This is a genomic window from Pedobacter sp. AC212 (assembly GCF_979258625.1).
This window is the reverse complement of record NZ_OZ409870.1, coordinates 4750103-4767456: the sequence shown is the minus strand read 5'-3', so window position 1 is coordinate 4767456 and position 17354 is coordinate 4750103. Positions and strand designations below refer to the sequence as shown.

At 37.2% G+C, this 17354-nt stretch carries 13 protein-coding genes; 4 read left to right on the top strand and 9 right to left on the bottom strand.

Going from position 1 to position 17354, the window contains the following annotated elements:
• Positions 1-22: 22 nt before the first annotated feature.
• Genes ACZZZC_RS20405 through ACZZZC_RS20385 form a run of 5 tightly spaced genes read right to left on the bottom strand, consistent with a single transcriptional unit; the run spans position 23 to position 2574 of the window.
• The gene (locus tag ACZZZC_RS20405; protein ID WP_463488055.1) at positions 23-823 is read right to left on the bottom strand and encodes an undecaprenyl-diphosphate phosphatase; all 801 of its coding nucleotides are present in this window, start codon (positions 821-823) and stop codon (positions 23-25) included.
• Positions 824-838: 15 nt separating this feature from the next.
• Positions 839-1225, bottom strand: coding sequence for a type II toxin-antitoxin system VapC family toxin (locus ACZZZC_RS20400; protein WP_463488054.1), 387 nt, complete (start codon positions 1223-1225; stop codon positions 839-841).
• Positions 1226-1429: a type II toxin-antitoxin system VapB family antitoxin gene (gene vapB / locus ACZZZC_RS20395; protein WP_463483809.1), complete on the bottom strand. Its 204-nt coding sequence runs from the start codon at positions 1427-1429 to the stop codon at positions 1226-1228.
• Positions 1430-1465: 36 nt separating this feature from the next.
• Positions 1466-1696 carry a DUF3098 domain-containing protein gene (locus ACZZZC_RS20390; RefSeq protein ID WP_463483808.1) on the bottom strand — a complete coding sequence of 77 codons (231 nt, stop codon included), beginning with the start codon at positions 1694-1696 and terminating at the stop codon, positions 1466-1468.
• Positions 1696-2574 (bottom strand): cell division protein FtsX, encoded by an 879-nt coding sequence (locus tag ACZZZC_RS20385; RefSeq protein WP_463483807.1) that lies wholly within the window; start codon positions 2572-2574, stop codon positions 1696-1698. Before ACZZZC_RS20385 ends, ACZZZC_RS20390 begins: the two co-directional genes overlap by 1 nt.
• 180 nt (positions 2575-2754) lie before the next feature.
• On the opposite strand from ACZZZC_RS20385, the gene ACZZZC_RS20380 reads away from it, so the two are divergent.
• Both ACZZZC_RS20380 and leuS read left to right on the top strand, forming a co-directional pair.
• Positions 2755-3177 (top strand): lipocalin family protein, encoded by a 423-nt coding sequence (locus ACZZZC_RS20380; RefSeq protein WP_463488053.1) that lies wholly within the window; start codon positions 2755-2757, stop codon positions 3175-3177.
• Between the two features lie 257 nt (positions 3178-3434).
• Entirely contained in the window at positions 3435-6221 is a 2787-nt protein-coding gene (leuS, locus tag ACZZZC_RS20375) for a leucine--tRNA ligase (protein ID WP_463488052.1), read from the top strand.
• Between the two features lie 901 nt (positions 6222-7122).
• Here the strand turns inward: leuS and ACZZZC_RS20370 are convergent.
• The 3 genes from ACZZZC_RS20370 to ACZZZC_RS20360 form a co-directional block, all read right to left on the bottom strand.
• Positions 7123-8427 carry a DEAD/DEAH box helicase gene (locus ACZZZC_RS20370; protein ID WP_463488051.1) on the bottom strand — a complete coding sequence of 435 codons (1305 nt, stop codon included), beginning with the start codon at positions 8425-8427 and terminating at the stop codon, positions 7123-7125.
• A 276-nt stretch (positions 8428-8703) separates the two neighbouring features.
• Positions 8704-10038 (bottom strand): MFS transporter, encoded by a 1335-nt coding sequence (locus ACZZZC_RS20365; RefSeq protein ID WP_463488050.1) that lies wholly within the window; start codon positions 10036-10038, stop codon positions 8704-8706.
• A gap of 465 nt (positions 10039-10503) precedes the next feature.
• Positions 10504-11940, bottom strand: a complete 1437-nt coding sequence (locus tag ACZZZC_RS20360; protein ID WP_463488049.1) for an APC family permease — start codon at positions 11938-11940, stop codon at positions 10504-10506.
• 262 nt (positions 11941-12202) lie between these two features.
• Between ACZZZC_RS20360 and ACZZZC_RS20355 the strand changes: the two genes are divergently transcribed.
• Both ACZZZC_RS20355 and ACZZZC_RS20350 read left to right on the top strand, forming a co-directional pair.
• Positions 12203-14071: a DNA topoisomerase IV subunit B gene (locus ACZZZC_RS20355; protein WP_463483800.1), complete on the top strand. Its 1869-nt coding sequence runs from the start codon at positions 12203-12205 to the stop codon at positions 14069-14071.
• A gap of 41 nt (positions 14072-14112) precedes the next feature.
• On the top strand, positions 14113-16257 hold the full coding sequence (locus ACZZZC_RS20350) for an ATP-binding protein (protein ID WP_463483799.1): 2145 nt from the start codon (positions 14113-14115) through the stop codon (positions 16255-16257).
• 64 nt (positions 16258-16321) lie between these two features.
• On the opposite strand, the gene ACZZZC_RS20345 is transcribed toward ACZZZC_RS20350, so the two are convergent.
• A complete protein-coding gene (locus tag ACZZZC_RS20345; protein WP_463483798.1) occupies positions 16322-17353 on the bottom strand; it encodes a YihY/virulence factor BrkB family protein in 1032 nt (343 codons plus the stop codon).
• Between the last annotated feature and the right edge of the window lies 1 nt (position 17354).

Here is a 17354-nt window from a genome sequence, read left to right as displayed (position 1 = left end):
TTTTTTTGCGCAAAGATACAGATTAAATTATTTCTAAGTTATGGCCAGTCATTAGCAGGATGATGATGATTAAACCCGCAATAATTCTATACCAGCCAAACATTTTGAAACCGTGTTTATTTAAATAGCCAATAAAACTTTTAATAGCCAATAACGCCACAATAAAAGCAATAATATTTCCAACTATGAGAAAGTTAATTTGTTTTGGAGTAATGATATTTTTAGGATCTTGATAAAAATCCAAGAGCTTCTTAGCAGTTGCAGCAAACATCGTAGGCACCGCTAAAAAGAATGAGAATTCTGCTGCCAATTTTCTACTTAGTTTCTGAGTCATACCACCAACAATTGTCGCTCCTGAGCGAGAAACTCCAGGAATCATAGCAATGCATTGAAAGAAACCAATTTTCAAAGCAGTAAGATAAGTTACATCTTCTTCTTCGTTAAATGTTGGCTTGTTAAACCATTTATCTACAAACAAAAGAATTACACCGCCAATTAAAAGTGAAATGCCTACAGCCATCGGACTTTCCAAAAGCTCATCGATTTTTTTGCTTAATAATAAACCAAATATTGCCGCCGGTATGAAGGCCACTAAAAGTTTAATGTAAAAATTGATCGATTTAAAAAATCTTTTAAAATATAGTACCACAACCGATAAAATAGCACCCAATTGAATGGCTACTGTAAATAATTTCACAAACGGATCGCTTGCGATGCCCATAAATGAAGAACCGATAATCATGTGGCCCGTACTCGATACGGGTAAGAATTCAGTTAATCCTTCAATTATTGCTAGAATTATGGCTTGATAATAGTCGTTCATAGGTTTAATAGTGGATTATTCCCACCTTAATTTTATTTTGTATTTTTTTAATTTATGATCTTTCGAGATTAAAACTAAATCTTCAGCAATAGCTTGCGAGACAATAATTCTATCAAAAGGGTCATTGTTGATGAATTCTAAATCTAGGAGTGTAGAAAGATGAGCTTCATTAATAGAAATGATTTCGATCTGATTTCGCTCGGCAAACCGAAATAATTCATTAAAACCGATATTTAATTCTAGTTTGCCAATTTGCTTTTTGATGGCTATTTCCCAGAGAGATGCAATGCTTAAAAAACAAGGTTGATTGATGTCAATGAGTTCGGATTTAATAGATAAAGGCAATTGTTTGTCGCCTGCCACAAACCAGAGAAATGCGTGTGTATCTAAAAGAAAAGCCATTTAGATATAATCAGCAAACATTTCTAAAGGTTCGTCAAAATCATCCGATAGTTTTATTTTGCCTTTTGCAAACCCAAATTCACGTGATTCTGGCCTCGATGTATTTTTGTTTTTTGATTTCAGAAATTCAACAAAGTCTGCAACCTCCTGCCTAAGATTCATGGGCAGAGAATTTATCTCGATTTGCAAATTAGTTGTTGTCATCAATTAAAGTTAAAAAAATGCGCTAGCTATGCCAAATTATTTTTTTAAAATAGCGTAAATGCCGAAGGCAAAACCAAATAATACCACTAAAGGAGCAAGGAGTGTCCTTCTAAAATCGTAAATGTCGCCTGTTGTGCCCATCATTAAAATGAAGCCAAGAGCTACAATAGCCATACTAATTAACAATAATTGATAATTCTTTTTCGTGAAAACCAACTCGTTTTTCACATCCTTTGCAATCGGATTTGTTTTTTTCTCTAATGCCATTATCTATAAAGGTTATAAGATTTTAAACGTAAATATCTGCTCACTGCAAACCAGGTACTAATGCCTGTTATAAATATGCCTATAATTACTAACGCAACAAATACAAAACCGAATTCTTTGTAATTGTTTAAGATGATAATTTCAGGCACTTCTTTTCTGGCATATATTAAGGTAGCCAATAAAATAATGATTGCAATGAACGCTGCTATTAAACCATGTAATGCAGCAAATAATAAGAAAGGACGTCGAATAAAATTTTTCGTTGCACCAACTAGCTGCATACTTTTGATTAAAAATCTTTGAGAATAAATAGCTAGTCGTATCGTGTTGTTTATCAATGCAATAGAAATGACTAAAAGTAGTGCTGCAAAAGCCAAAATAATCAATCCAATAGTATTGATATTTTTGTTTACCATATCAATTAAAGAGCTTTGATAAACAACCTCTTTAACCACGGGGTTTTTTGAAATAGAAGCTTTCAACCCCTCTATACTTTTGTTATTTGCATATTCTGCTTTCAAATACACATCAAAGGTTGATGTTAAAGGATTGTAGCCTAAAAAGTTTACAAAATCCTCGCCTAAATCCTGAGTAAGATTTCTGGCTGCAAGCTCTTTGTTTACGTATTGGGTTTGTTTAACCGCTTTATTTGCATTTAACTCTTTTTGAAAAGCCAAAACATCCGCCTCTTTCGCACCCTCATCTACAATGATATTTAAAACTATGTTTTCTTTAACATAGTTTGATAGGTTTTTGGCATGTACAAGTACCAACCCAAGCAGTCCGAGCATTAATAAAACCAATGCAATACTAATAATAGTAGAGATATATACGGTTTTGGTTTTCTTAGATGCGTCACTTACTTCGAATTCTTCCATGTATTTTTCTTTTGTTTTTGCGAAAATATAAATTATACCTGATAAACACCAATATAATCATCATTAACGGCACAGGCCAATATTTAGTTTGGGAAATACCTTAAAAATTTTGACGATTCTAACAGTGCGGTACGAAATTTGTTCAAAGGCCGTTATCTTAATAACCCAATTAAAATTCAAATGAAAAGACAAATTACCCTGCTCGGTTTAATTATTGTATTTACCTCTGTTCTATTTTCATGTAAGAAAGACGATGAGTCTGTTAAAGCTCGTATTACTGGTAGATGGAGCATAGCGAAGATAGAGGTATCTGGCTACACAGCTGCTGATGCACTGGCAGATCCAAGTAAAGTTAATGGTACAATTACTGGATTAAGTGGCGACTATATGGATTTCAAAGCAGATAATGATGATCAGGTTGAACAAAGTATTAAGGGTAACAGAACCATTGGTAATTATGTTATTGTTGATAACAAGTTGAATATCTCTTTTGCTGAAGGCAATTATTATGGCACCGTTACGGCGTTGACCACAAACCAATTGCAGTTTACTGCTAAACTTGATAAAACAAACGTTGTTAAAATCTATTCTTTAACACGATAAAAAAAAATAATTCCCCGATTATTTGCTTGCGCCATTGGTTTTACATCAGTGGCGCATTTTTTTAAGTCTTTCGTCATTGCGAGGCACGAAGCAATCTTTAAGGAAAAAGTGGATTGCTTCGTGCCTCGCAATGACGATCTATCGAACAAACATGTAAATCCTAATTCAGTGAAAATCTGTGTTTCCATAGCAAAAATTATGTTTCTCTAAACCCCTTAATTTCCGTAATTTCGCCCCTTTAAAAATTAAAACTTGCAATGGATTACCAATTCAAAGAAATAGAACAAAAGTGGCAGAAGTTTTGGGCCGATAATCAAACATTCAAAGCCGAAAACCACTCTGAGAAACCAAAATATTACGTGTTAGACATGTTTCCTTATCCATCAGGAGCTGGCTTACATGTTGGTCATCCGCTGGGTTACATTGCATCAGATATTTTTTCGAGATATAAGCGCCTTAAAGGATTTAATGTGTTGCATCCAATGGGATACGATTCATTTGGTTTGCCAGCAGAACAATATGCTATCCAAACCGGTCAGCATCCGGCTATTACAACGGAGGCGAACATTGCAACTTACCGTCGGCAGTTAGACCAAATTGGTTTTTCTTTTGATTGGAGTCGCGAAGTGCGTACCAGCGAGCCATCTTATTATAAGTGGACGCAATGGATTTTCATGCAGTTATTTAATTCATGGTATAACATTGAAAATGATAGGGCAGAAGACATCACTACCTTAATTGAAAAGTTCAATGCGTCAGGCACAGCCGATGTTAAGGCAGTTTGCGATGATGATGTGAAATCTTTCTTACCGAGTGATTGGGCTACTTTTACAGATGAGGAAAAACAAATCGAGTTGTTAAAATACCGTATGACTTACCTGAGAGAAAGCACCGTAAACTGGTGCCCGGCTTTAGGAACAGTTTTGGCAAATGATGAAGTGAAAGATGGTTTTTCTGAGCGTGGCGGATTTCCTGTTGAACAAAAGAAAATGATGCAGTGGAGCATGAGAATCACGGCTTACTCGGATAGGCTTTTGCAAGGTTTAGATACTATCGACTGGCCTGAACCGATCAAGGAAATGCAACGTAATTGGATTGGTAAAAGCGTTGGTGCGAGTGTGAAGTTCCAGGTGGAAGGCAGCGATAAACAAATTGAAGTTTTCACCACTCGAGTAGATACTATTTTCGGCGTTTCCTATTTGGTATTGGCTCCAGAACATGAATGGGTTGCCGAACTAACTACGGCGGCACAAAAACAAGATATCGAGAATTATATTTCTCAAACCAAAAAGAAATCGGAATTAGACCGCATGGCGGATACGAAAACTGTTTCAGGAGCATTTACTGGTACTTATGTGATTAACCCGGTAAATAGCGAACGCGTTCAATTGTGGATTGCTGATTACGTACTTGCCGGTTATGGAACGGGTGCGGTAATGGGTGTGCCAAGTGGCGATCAACGCGACTGGTTATTTGCAACGCACTTCAACTTGCCAATTATCCAGATTTTGGATGGTCAGCAGGATATTGAAATACAAGCTGACCCAACTAAAGAGGGCAAGTATATTAACTCAGGTTTTATTAACGGGTTGACTTATAAAGAAGCTGTTCCGTTTTTAAATAAATGGTTAGAGGTAGAAAAAGTAGGAAAAGCAAAAGTTAATTTCCGCCAACGCGATGCTATTTTTGGTCGCCAACGTTATTGGGGAGAGCCAATTCCGGTTTACTTCAAAGATGGGTTGCCATACTTGATTCAGGAAGAAGAATTACCTTTAATCCTACCCGAAATTGATAAATATTTACCAACTGAAACAGGTGAACCACCTTTGGCAAGAGCTGAAGGATGGAGCCCGAAGGAGGGCGGACATTATGAATTAAGCACCATGCCGGGTTGGGCAGGAAGTAGCTGGTACTGGTACCGTTACATGGATGCCAATAACAATGCTGACTTCGCTTCAAAAGAGGCTATTGAATACTGGAAGGATGTAGATTTGTACATTGGTGGTTCAGAACACGCAACCGGCCACTTATTATATAGTCGTTTCTGGAACAAATTTTTGAAAGATTTAGGTTATACCAAGGAGGAAGAACCTTTCAAAAAATTGATCAACCAAGGGATGATTCAGGGTAGAAGTAATTTTGTTTACAGAATTAATGACGCCGATGGCAAGCCAACTAACACTTACGTTTCTGCGGGCCTTAAAAAAGAATATAAAACATCGGCATTGCATGTTGATGTTAACATCGTAGAAAATGATACGTTAGATTTAAATAAATTCAAAGCCTGGAGGGAAGAGTATGCTAATGCTGAGTTTATTCTTGAAGGTGGAAAATACATTTGTGGTGTTGAAGTCGAGAAAATGTCTAAATCAAAATTCAATGTGGTTAATCCAGATGATTTGATTGAGCGTTACGGAGCTGATACGTTGCGTATGTATGAGATGTTTTTAGGTCCGCTGGAGCAAAGCAAACCTTGGAATACAAACGGTATTGAAGGCGTATTTAAGTTTTTGCGCAAATTCTGGAGATTATTCCACAATGAAGCATGGGAGTTTGCTGTTTCTGATGCTGAACCAACCAAAGCCGAATTAAAATCGCTGCATAAAATCATTAAGAAAGTTCAGGATGATATTGAGCGGTTCTCTTTCAATACTTCTGTTTCCAGTTTCATGATTGCGGTAAATGAGTTAACGGATTTAAAATGCAACAAACGGAGCATTCTACAGGATATGGTGATTATTTTGTCGCCTTATGCGCCCCACATTTGCGAAGAACTTTGGATTCAATTGGGTAATGAAGCAGGTAGCTTGTCTTACACGGAATTTCCGATTTTCAATCCAGAACATTTAGTAGAGGATGAATTTGCGTACCCGGTTTCTATCAATGGTAAAATGAAGATGAACCTGAATTTGAGCTTAACATTAGCGCAGCCAGAAGTGGAAGCAATTTTATTAGCAGATGAGCAGTTCCAGAAATTTTTAGATGGCAAAGCGCCTAAAAAAATCATTTTCGTGAAAGGCAAGATTATTAATGTGGTGGTTTAATCAAGACTAAAGCTTAAAGACTAAAGCTGAAAGCTTTATAAAGTTTCAAAAAGATAACCCTGAGTTGAATTTTCAACTCAGGGTTTTTTATGCGCTTCGTTATTTTGGGAGAGAAGCAATCCTACAACTATGGGTTTCATAGCGAACGCATTAAGATTGCTTCGTGCCTCGCAAGGACGACCGTTTGTGTCGGGTATTTTGCAAATTGCCTATTCATTGCCGTCCGGTTTCAGCCGACGGATAAAAAAAGAATTGCAAACTCAACTCAGGGTTTTTTATGCGCTTCGTCATTTTGAGGTACGAAGCAATCCTAAACTATGGGTTTCATAGCGAACGCATTAAGATTGCTTCGTGCCTCGCAAGGACGACCATTTGTGTTATGGGTATTTTGCATTTTGCCCATTCATTGCCGTCCGGCTTCAGCCGGCGGCTTAAAAAAGAATTGCAAACTCAACTCGGGGTTTTTTATGCGCTTCGTCAGTTTGGGAAAGAAGCAATCCTACAACTGTGGGGTTCATAGCGAACGCATTAAGATTCCTTGCGTACTTCGCAAGGACGACCGTTTGTGTCGAGTATTTTGCAATTTGCCTATTCATTGCCGTCCGGCTTCAGCCGACGGATAAAAAAAGAATTGCAAACTCAACTCAAGGTTCTTATGCGCTTCGTCATTTTGGGAAAGAAGCAATCCTACAACTATGAGCTTCATAGCGAACGCATTAAGATTGCTTCGTGCCTCGCAAGGACGACCGTTTGTGTCGGATATTTTGCAATTTGCCTATTCATTGCCGTCCGGCTTCAGCCGACGGATAAAAACAAAACCCGAGCTATAATTTACAACCCGGGTTTTGATGTATTTGGCAAGAAAGGCTTTAGCTTTTCTGCTTTATTCTTTCAGCTTAAACTATGCTTTAGCCTTATTTCTATTTCCGCCGAACCTGCGGTTGTTACTGGCATTACGAGGTTTGCCGCTCATGTTTCCATCACTGCTACCTCTTTTGCCACCACCGCCACCTTTCGATTGTGCTTGTGGCTTACGTTTAACCTGATTTTTTGCCAGCATACTTTCCCAGGTTAAGGGGTAAGGATGGTTATCAACAACAGGTAAAGTAATTTTAATCAGTTTCTGAATATCTAATAAATACTCATTCTCTTCGGCATCGCAGAATGAAATCGCAATACCATTTGCACCAGCACGACCAGTACGGCCGATCCTGTGTACATAAGATTCAGGAATATTGGGTAATTCATAGTTAAAAACGTGAGATAACTGATCAATATCAATGCCGCGGGCAGCAATATCAGTAGCCACTAAAACGCGGATTTTTCTATCCTTAAAGTCAGTTAAAGCCCTTTGACGAGCATTTTGCGATTTATTTCCGTGAATGGCAGCAGCTTTAATTTGAGCATGGGCTAAATCTTTGACAATACGATCTGCACCATGTTTTGTACGGGTAAATACCAAAGCTGTCTCAATCGCTTTGTCTTCCAACAAATGGATTAAAAGTTTCTTTTTATCCGGCTTATCTACAAAATAGATCGATTGGTTAATAGTTTCAGCGGTAGAAGATACTGGTGTAACCTCCACTTTTGTCGGACTAGATAAAATGGTATTCGCCAATTTTTGAATTTCATCAGGCATCGTAGCCGAGAAAAATAAGGTCTGGCGTTTTGCAGGCAATTTAGCCACCACTTTTTTTACATCGTGGATGAAACCCATATCCAACATACGGTCAGCCTCATCCAAAACGAAAAGTTCAATCGTATTTAAACTAATGAAACCTTGGTTCATTAAATCCAATAAACGGCCTGGGGTGGCCACTAAAATATCAACACCTTTACGCAAAGCTTCCACTTGCGAGTGTTGGTTTACACCACCAAAAATAACCAGTCTGCGTAAATTAAGGTTGCTTCCGTAAGCTTTAAAACTTTCTTCAATTTGAATCGCAAGCTCACGCGTAGGAGTTAAAACCAAAGCTTTTATATTTTTTGTCGCTTTAGTATTGATGTGTTTTTCGTGTAATAATTGCAACATTGGGATGGCAAAAGCCGCGGTTTTACCCGTTCCGGTTTGTGCGCAACCTAATAAATCTTTTCCTTTTAATATTGTGGGTATGGATTGCTCCTGTATTGGCGTAGGTTGAGTATAACCTTCTTTCTCAAGGGCCTTTAAAATTGGCTCAATGAGGTTTAATTCTTTGAATAACATGTATTTTTTTCTGTAATATTTATCGAAGAAGCTAGAACGATCAATTGTTGAAGGACTAACTTGCGGAGAGAATATGCCATTCAGAATGGCAAGCCCTTATTCCTGCTTCGCTGCAAAGATAGGTAAATTAAAATGATTGAAGGAGTGAATTTCGAATCTATGAATTATTAAATGATTCAATCAGCGAAGAGCAACTAATTTTGAATGTACGAGTCGGACGCGGATTGAATGATTTTAGGATGGTTTATTCTATCATTCAGTCATCCTCTAATTCAATCATTTCCCTTCCTTAAACCTGCTAAAGCAAATTAAAGCGATTAAACAGAGTCCAAAACCTACAATTCCATTTAAGCGTAAACCGAAATCATTTCCAGGATCTTTGCCATAGATGGTCAGCATGGCAAAAATGGCTATTCCAAGCGTTTGCCCTAGTTTTACAAACAAGTACTTCACTGCAAAGAACATCCCTTCATGATTTTCACCAGTTTCTATAGTATCTTTTTGAGCAATATCAGCCAAAATGGCGTTGGGTAAAATCCCTAATGCAGCTAATGGAAAGGAAGCAGAAAGGACTAAAATATAAAGTTGAGTACGTGGCAGGAGCGGTAATTTTCCCAAAAAAAAGATAGTGACAAAGATTAAGCAAAGAACTACAAATGCAGCAAGAACAAATGGTTTTTTGCCAATTTTTGCTGATCCGAAATTAACAACCGGATAAAAAAGTAAAGAAGCCATCACCATGGCACCCATAAATTTTCCGCCTTCTGATTCTGGCAAGCCCAATAAAACTGTACAGAAGAATAATAATCCGCTTGAGATAATGCTCAAAGCCGTATAAAAAGCAAAATCTGAAACGAGGTAATATTTGAAGTTGCTGTTTTTAAAGGTGTTTTTAATCGCAGGCCAAAGTTGAATATGTGTAGGCTTAGCTACCGAAAAATCTTTCTCGTTAATAAAGAAAACAGGCAATAACATCACCAATCCTGATAAAATACATAAACCCCAAATGGCTATTTGCACAGCCTCGCTTCGGTTTGCAATTGCAAAATGCTGCTGAACCAGATCGGCAAAATTATTGGTGCAGGCAGATAGAATAATCCCGATTACAAAGCCTACTTGCTGGTAACTGGATAATTTCACTTTTTGTCTAGGGGTATTCGTTACCTCAGCCAATAGGGCATTATACGGAATAATGTAAGTGGTGACTGAAACAAAAAATAAACAAAGTGTTATGGTTAGCCACCAGGCATTGTGTAAACTTTCACTTTTTTGTATTGGGTAGAAAACTAATCCACAGAAAATGATTGCTGGTATAATTGCCCATTTCATAAAGGGCATTCTTCTGCCCTTCGGGTTGGTGCTTGCATCGCTTTTAGAAGCAATAAAGGGATCGAAAACTGCATCAACCAATCTTCCGGAAGCGGCAATAATGGATAAGATATTAAACAACCCTAAAAAAACAAGCTGCGGTACCAATGGCGGTAAGCCAGCGTTACTTGGTGGTAGATAAAAATAGGGCAGCATCACAATGATGATATTCGTCATTGTGCTCCAACCAATCATACCGGCGGCGTAAGCAATTTCTTGTTTTAGCGAGAGTGTTTTATTCATTAATTTGGTTAAAACTAGATTATTTATTCTTCATTTCCCTATGCTTCAGTGGGAATGAAGATTTATTTTCCTATTCACTACAGTTAGGTTTGTTTTATGCAGGGTAACTTAATTATTTTACGGTAAAGCGCAAAACAAATCATTTAATAAAGGTTTTAAAATCATATTTACGCCCAACGGAAGCTTAGGTGCTTTTCAAATGCCACAATCTTAAATAAGCTGTCATTTTGAGGCACGAAGAATCTGCCGCCTATGAAATACCCTTCCTGCGGTAGGCACGCGAAATGGATTTGTCATCGATTGAAGCTCCAGAGGAATGCTTTTGGCACAATCTCATTTATGGTATCTTTTTATCAAATGAGATTGCTTCGTGCCTCGCAAGGACGACCGTTCTTAACATCATTAATATTGATTTTTATGCGACAAATTCCATCAGAAGGTTAGAAGTTCTAAAAAGATTTCAATTTATTTCTTGTTGAACAATCTCGATATGAAATAGATCACTAAAAATCCTATAAAAATATAAAGTCCATTTAATGCAGCATTTGGGTCGTCGGCATAAATGCTAAACGCTACAAAAGTATAAGCAGCAATAAATATGATGGGCAAAACAGGATATAATGGAACGGTATAAATGGTTTTCTTGTCCAGATTTGCAGTTCGCTTTCGAAGGATAAAAATCGTTGCTGCAGAACTTGCCATACTTATGCTTTCAAGAAAAATGGTGTAGTTTAAAATCTTATCGAATGTTTTGGCGTAAAAAATGATCACCACTGCCACTACCGTAAAAATAGTTAAGCTCCAGGTAATCACCTCGGTTTTTTTGTTCATCTTACTGAAAAAGCGTGGCAAAGCACCTTCTTCGCCCATAGCAAACATTGCCCTCGGGTTGCTTAGCAGGTTTACATTTACATAACCCATCACGGAAATGAAAATGATAACCGAAAGCATTTTGAAACCCGCCGGGCCAAATATTTTCGAAGCCAAAATTGCTGCAATACTTTCTGCGGTTTTCAGTTCTTCAAAACCGATAACTTTAACATAAACATAGTTAAGGATCAGGTAAAGTGCTACGATTATGGTTAAGCCGATGATAATAGATCGCGGAATGATCTTCTTGGCGTCTTTCACTTCGCCACCAAAATTAATGGTTTGTGCATATCCAGCGTATGAAAATGAAACCGCTATGAGGCAAAGCCCTAAAGCCTTGCCGTAATCTTGCCAACTTGGTAATACACCACTGCTTGTTTTGAAAACCGGAGCAACATCCTGAGTTTGTCCGCCAAAAAATACCGCACAAATTAAGGTTAAGATTAAGCCGATTTTGATAACTGTTAAAACATTTTGAGTTTTAGAACTGGCTTTTAAGCCGAGCAGGTTAATGAGGTAAAATATTAAAATAGTGGCGATGGCAATGGCTACACGATAAGTTTCATTCTGCATTTCTGTAGGTAACACAATTTTGCTTAAGTATTCTGCACCAATTATTGAGATTGCCGCAACCGATGCAGCACTGGAAATAAGCACAATGCAATTAATAGCAAATGCAATTGAAGGATGATAGGCTTGCGAGAAAATTTTGTAGTAGCCACCGGTTACGGGGTAACGGGAACCGATTTCGGCGTAAGTTAATGCACCACAAAAGGCTACGAAACCGCCAATAAACCAAGCCAGATAAAATAATTCTGGAATTTGAGCTTTCGCAGCCACGTTTACAGGCGTCCGAAAGATGCCCATTCCGATTACCAGGCTAACCACAATCATGGATAAATCGAAGAGCGAAAGTTGCTTTTTTTGTTGCATTAGGGCGTAATAAAATAATGGTGTGAAGATAGGTAAATAGGCTGGATAGAAGATGTATGATTTGAGATCTGAAAATGGATTTGAGTGTTCACCTATCATTCATTTTAACTCCTACATTTTAGTCGTTTGTTTTGTTGAAATTTTCTTTTGCTAGCCTCGCAGAATAAATCTATTATTGTATAATAATTTTTGCTATTAGAGATTTGCGAAGTCAAACAACGTTAACTCGTAAAAACTCAATATCAAATCATCCCTAAATACTTATCATGTTGACTGTTAAAGCTTGCTCCGAACCATCCCTCGGTATGGCTGCTTTGCGTTGTGCAAAGTTCAATCAATCTGGTAACAAATAACAAAATTTATGGCAGAAGTAATTTATAACGACGACAGCATTCGCTCATTAGACTGGAAAGAACACATCAGACTACGCCCCGGTATGTATATTGGTAAGCTTGGTGATGGCTCTGCGCAAGATGATGGTATTTATGTTTTATTGAAGGAAATTGTCGATAACTCAATTGATGAGTTTGTGATGGGAACTGGAAAAACCATTGAAATTACAGTTTCTGAGCAAAAAATAAACGTCCGCGATTATGGACGTGGCATCCCCCTTGGGAAAGTTATAGATTGTGTAAGCAAGATTAATACTGGCGGAAAATACGATAGTAACGCCTTTCAAAAATCGGTTGGTTTAAATGGCGTGGGAACAAAAGCAGTGAATGCTTTATCTACCAGTTTTACTGTACAATCTTACCGTGATGGGAAAACTAAAAAAGTAGAATTTTCTAAAGGTGAAATTGTAAATGAACAACCTGTTATAGATACTACTCAGCGAAACGGTACTGCCATAACGTTTTATCCCGATGAAACTATTTTCAGAAATTACCACTACATTCCCGACTTCGTAGAGAGCATGGTTTGGAATTATGTGTTCCTTAACACGGGTTTAACCATCAATTTCAATAACCAGAAATATTTTTCAGAGAGAGGTCTTTATGATTTGCTTTCTAAATTCAATAAGCCTGAAGAAATCCGTTACCCGATTATTCACATGATCGGTAACGATATCGAAATTGCGATGACACATGGTCAGCAATATGGCGAAGATTACCACTCTTTTGTAAACGGACAACATACTACACAAGGTGGAACACACCAGGCTGCTTTTAGGGCAGCGGTGGTGAAAACCGTTAGAGAGTTTTTCAAAAAGGAATTCGATGCTGCCGATGTTCGTTCATCAATCATTGCGGCAATTTCCGTTCGTGTGCAGGAACCGGTTTTCGAATCGCAAACCAAAACGAAGTTAGGCTCTCAAAATATGGGGCCTGAAGGACCTTCAGTAGCAACATTTATCAATGATTTTGTTAAAAAAGAGCTTGATGATTATCTACACAAAAATCCGGATGTAGCCGATGCGCTCTTAAAGAGAATCAATCAATCAGAAAGAGAGCGAAAAGATATTGCCGGAATCAAAAAGCTGGCAAATGACAGAGCGAAGAAAGCTTCGTTACATAATAAAAAACTTCGCGATTGTAAGGTTCATTTCAATTCTACGCATGAGAAGCGATATGAAACTACCTTATTTATCACTGAAGGAGATTCAGCATCGGGTTCGATTACCAAATCCCGGGATGTAGATTGTCAGGCCGTTTTCAGCTTGAAGGGTAAACCGCTTAACTGTTATGAGCTCACCAAAAAGGTGGTTTATGAGAACGAAGAGTTTAACCTTTTACAACATGCTTTAAATATTGAAGATGGTTTAGATGGTTTGCATTACAACAACATCGTTATCGCTACTGATGCGGATGTGGATGGCATGCACATCAGATTGTTAATGATGACTTTCTTTCTCCAGTTTTTCCCTGATTTAGTAAAAGCAGGACATGTTTACATTTTACAAACCCCATTGTTTAGGGTTCGAAATAAAAAAGAAACCATTTATTGTTATAGTGATGAAGAGCGCCGAAATGCTATCGAAAAATTAGGAAATAAACCTGAAATAACCCGTTTTAAAGGATTAGGAGAAATTTCTCCTGATGAGTTTGGTTTGTTTATTGGAAAAGATATTAGGCTAGATCCTGTTATTTTGAAAGATCAAACCATTAAAAGTTTGCTGGAGTATTATATGGGCAAAAACACTCCCGATAGGCAGCAACACATCATTAGAAATCTGCGTGTAGAAAAAGACGAGGTACAGGAAGAACCTAAAATTATTGATGAAGTAGCATAAAATTCGGCGTTGATGTAATCGCAAAAATTAAATCAACGAAATTGAAACCCACTAAAAGTTCAGCAGGAAAGTATTTAATAGTCGTATTTTTAATCTTAGTCATTTTCGGAATAACAGCAGGTTTATTCGTTAATTTCTCAAAAATACCACTCTTAAAATCGGTAAATAAAATTGCTCAGGTACAAAGTGATTTTACAAAACTAGATAGCTGTATTTTTAAATTGTACAATGCAGAAAATAGCTGTAGAATGTATGTTGTTAGTGGAGAGAGAAGCTATTACAAACAGTTCGTAAAAGAGATTAAGGAAATTTCCTTAATCATGGATACAATAGAGAAACAGAATAATAGCGAAAGAGCTTTTAGTTCCGATAACTTTGATCAACTCATTCTTCAAAAAAAGCTTCGTACCGCCCAATTTATTCAGCTTAAAAGGCTTTCTGATAGCTTAATTAATTTTTCAGTTGAGGTAGATAAAGACGTAGAAAAGATAAATCCTCAGAGCAAACTTTTTACCGCAAGGCAATTCAAAAGCATTGTAAAAATTGATACGATAAAACCAAGTGTTGCCGCACAGCCAAAGAAGAAATTTTTCGGACGAATTATTGCCGCCATAAATGATAAGGGTAAAAATAGTGTCGACAGTTCTAAATCAACATTTATTAAAACCATTATTACTGCCGATACCTCCTCACTCAATTTGGCATACAACAAATTGCAACTTAAAGCCATTAACGATTACTATTTAAAACTTTATCGTACCAATAAAAAACTTAAAGACAAGGAAAAACAGTTGCTCGATGTAAATCACCTCTTGATTTCGACAATTGTTGATGGGCTGAAGAAATACAAATCCACAGAGAAGGATTATTATTCATCTGTACAACAAGTTATTAGTGTAACAGCGTTTAGCACGGTAGAAAACCTGGATAAATTTACCTGGGTTTTACTTGCTTTGGCTGGAGGCTTACTGCTATTCGTTTTTTACATGGTTTATAAATTTTATAGAAATGAAACGGCATTAATTGATTATAGCAATAAGGCCGCATTATATGCCCTTTCGAAAAGTAGGTTTTTAGCCAATATGAGCCACGAGATCAGAACCCCGCTGAACTCAATTGTTGGTTTCTCTGAACAGCTAACGCAGGTTGAATTACAAGCCGAACAGAAGGAGCAGGTTGGCGCCATCAGAAATTCGTCTGTAATGCTACTTGATGTGGTGAACGATATACTTGATTTTTCGAAATATGAAACAGGAAAAGTTACTCTAGAAAGTGTTCCATTTTCTCCCTTTGTGGCTATTCAAGATGTTTTTGATAGCATGAAAATCCAAGCTGATAAAAAGAAAATCGGCTTTGTTATGAATATGGATATTGATAAAAACCTGTACATTTTGGGCGATCCGTTGAGGTTGAAGCAGGTAGTAATGAATTTATTAAGCAATGCAATAAAATTTACGGCAGAAGGAAAAGTAAGTTTAAACGCAAGTCTCGAGCATCTTGAAAGAAACAATACAAGCTTAAAGGTTAGTATTGTTGATACGGGGATGGGTATAAACCCTGTTGACCAAAAAATTATTTTCGATGAGTTTGCACAAGTTTATTATGCCTCTACTAAAGAAAAGCAACAGGGTACAGGGCTTGGTTTAGCCATTTGCAAAAAAATTGTAGAGTTTCAGGGCGGAACTATCGATGTAAAAAGCGTTGAACGAAAAGGTTCTACTTTTTCATTTGAGTTGCCATATCAAATTACAAATAAACCTATTAGCCAAGATTTACCAGTATCTAACTGGGATGTCGAACTTCAAATCTTGGCAGGAAAAAGAGTCCTTCTGGCCGACGATAATATGCTGAACATTTTGCTTGCCAGTACCATTCTAAAGAAATATAAAGTTACTTTTGATGCCGCCTATAATGGGAGGGAAGCGTTAGAATTGTTTAATGAAAATGATTACGATTTGGTATTAACAGATATCCAAATGCCTGAAATGGGTGGAATAGAACTCACTCAAAAAATTAGAAGCTGCGAAGACATGAACAAAAGATCCGTATCAATACTGGGTGTTACGGCAAATGTAATGCAGGAAGATCGCAAAAAGTACCTTGCTTCTGGCATGGATGAGTTGGTGCTCAAACCATTTTTAGAGCAAGAATTATTAGAGAAAATTCTGAAATATATTCGCAAATAACAAACAAATTCTATCAAAGAAGATTTGCACTAAAGACTAAAGACTAAAGACTAAAGACTAAAGACTAAAGACTCTTCTTTTCCGGTTCATCAACTGTATCTTCAGGGTGTTGGGGAGGCAGTATATCCACCTTTTTTTCTACTATGGTAATTTTCGTAAAAACAGCATATTTACTAGGTGCAATTCCGCCATCATATTTTTCGGCGTAAGCCTGGGTAAATTCTGCACCAAAATATAAAATAATAGAGGTGTAATAGATCCAAAGTAAAATTACAATAATGGAACTGGCCGCACCAAATGCAGAGCCTGGATTTCCTTTTTCGATATAAATGCCAATTAAGTACTTTCCTAAACTGAAGAGTACTGCAGTAAATAGTGCGCCGATAATAGCCGATTTCCATTTGATGATCACATCTGGTAAAACCTTGAAAATTACCGTAAATACTGCAGTTACCGCGGCCAAAGTAATCACGTTATTCAAAATATAAATGATTAATGCCATGGTATCATCAGCCACAGGAACAACTTTATCTATTTCAGTTTTTGATAACAATGAAATGAGTTTATCGCCCAAGCCTACTACCACACTATTTACAACTAATGAAACCAGTAATAAAAATCCCATCGAAACGATTAAAGAAAAGGAGAGTAGTCTGTTGGTAATCATTTTTAGCCAGCCTTTTTTCGGGATTGCTTTTACCTTCCAGATCATATTGATACTGTCTTGAATTTCAATAAATATAGCTGTCGAACCAACAATTAAGGTTGCAATTCCGATGATTAGTCCTATCGAAGATTGACCGCTTTTGTTAGCGTGTTCAACAAAGCCTTGAATTTGCATCGCCGCATCGGGGCCAACCATATCGTTTACTTGCGCAAAAAACTTATTCCTGGTTTCTGTATTCATTTTATCACCGAAAAACAAGGTTGCGGCAGATAAAACAATGATGATTAGTGGGGTGAGGGAGAAAATGGTATAATATGCTAAAGAAGCACTTAATTTAGTGATTCTATCTTCAGCAAAACCCTTCCCAGCTGCTATAAAAAGATGATAAAGTGCAATAAAAAACTGTTTGATTTTTTTGATTAATCTCATT

What these genes read in the sequence shown, in the direction of transcription:
- ACZZZC_RS20405 (WP_463488055.1), bottom strand. Translation starts at nt 823, where the DNA reads ATGAACGACTATTATCAAGCCATAATTCTAGCAATAATTGAAGGATTA.
- ACZZZC_RS20400 (WP_463488054.1), bottom strand. Translation starts at nt 1,225, where the DNA reads ATGGCTTTTCTTTTAGATACACACGCATTTCTCTGGTTTGTGGCAGGC.
- vapB (WP_463483809.1), bottom strand. Translation starts at nt 1,429, where the DNA reads ATGACAACAACTAATTTGCAAATCGAGATAAATTCTCTGCCCATGAAT.
- ACZZZC_RS20390 (WP_463483808.1), bottom strand. Translation starts at nt 1,696, where the DNA reads ATGGCATTAGAGAAAAAAACAAATCCGATTGCAAAGGATGTGAAAAAC.
- ACZZZC_RS20385 (WP_463483807.1), bottom strand. Translation starts at nt 2,574, where the DNA reads ATGGAAGAATTCGAAGTAAGTGACGCATCTAAGAAAACCAAAACCGTA.
- ACZZZC_RS20380 (WP_463488053.1), top strand. Translation starts at nt 2,755, where the DNA reads ATGAAAAGACAAATTACCCTGCTCGGTTTAATTATTGTATTTACCTCT.
- leuS (WP_463488052.1), top strand. Translation starts at nt 3,435, where the DNA reads ATGGATTACCAATTCAAAGAAATAGAACAAAAGTGGCAGAAGTTTTGG.
- ACZZZC_RS20370 (WP_463488051.1), bottom strand. Translation starts at nt 8,427, where the DNA reads ATGTTATTCAAAGAATTAAACCTCATTGAGCCAATTTTAAAGGCCCTT.
- ACZZZC_RS20365 (WP_463488050.1), bottom strand. Translation starts at nt 10,038, where the DNA reads ATGAATAAAACACTCTCGCTAAAACAAGAAATTGCTTACGCCGCCGGT.
- ACZZZC_RS20360 (WP_463488049.1), bottom strand. Translation starts at nt 11,940, where the DNA reads ATGATAGGTGAACACTCAAATCCATTTTCAGATCTCAAATCATACATC.
- ACZZZC_RS20355 (WP_463483800.1), top strand. Translation starts at nt 12,203, where the DNA reads ATGGCAGAAGTAATTTATAACGACGACAGCATTCGCTCATTAGACTGG.
- ACZZZC_RS20345 (WP_463483798.1), bottom strand. Translation starts at nt 17,353, where the DNA reads ATGAGATTAATCAAAAAAATCAAACAGTTTTTTATTGCACTTTATCAT.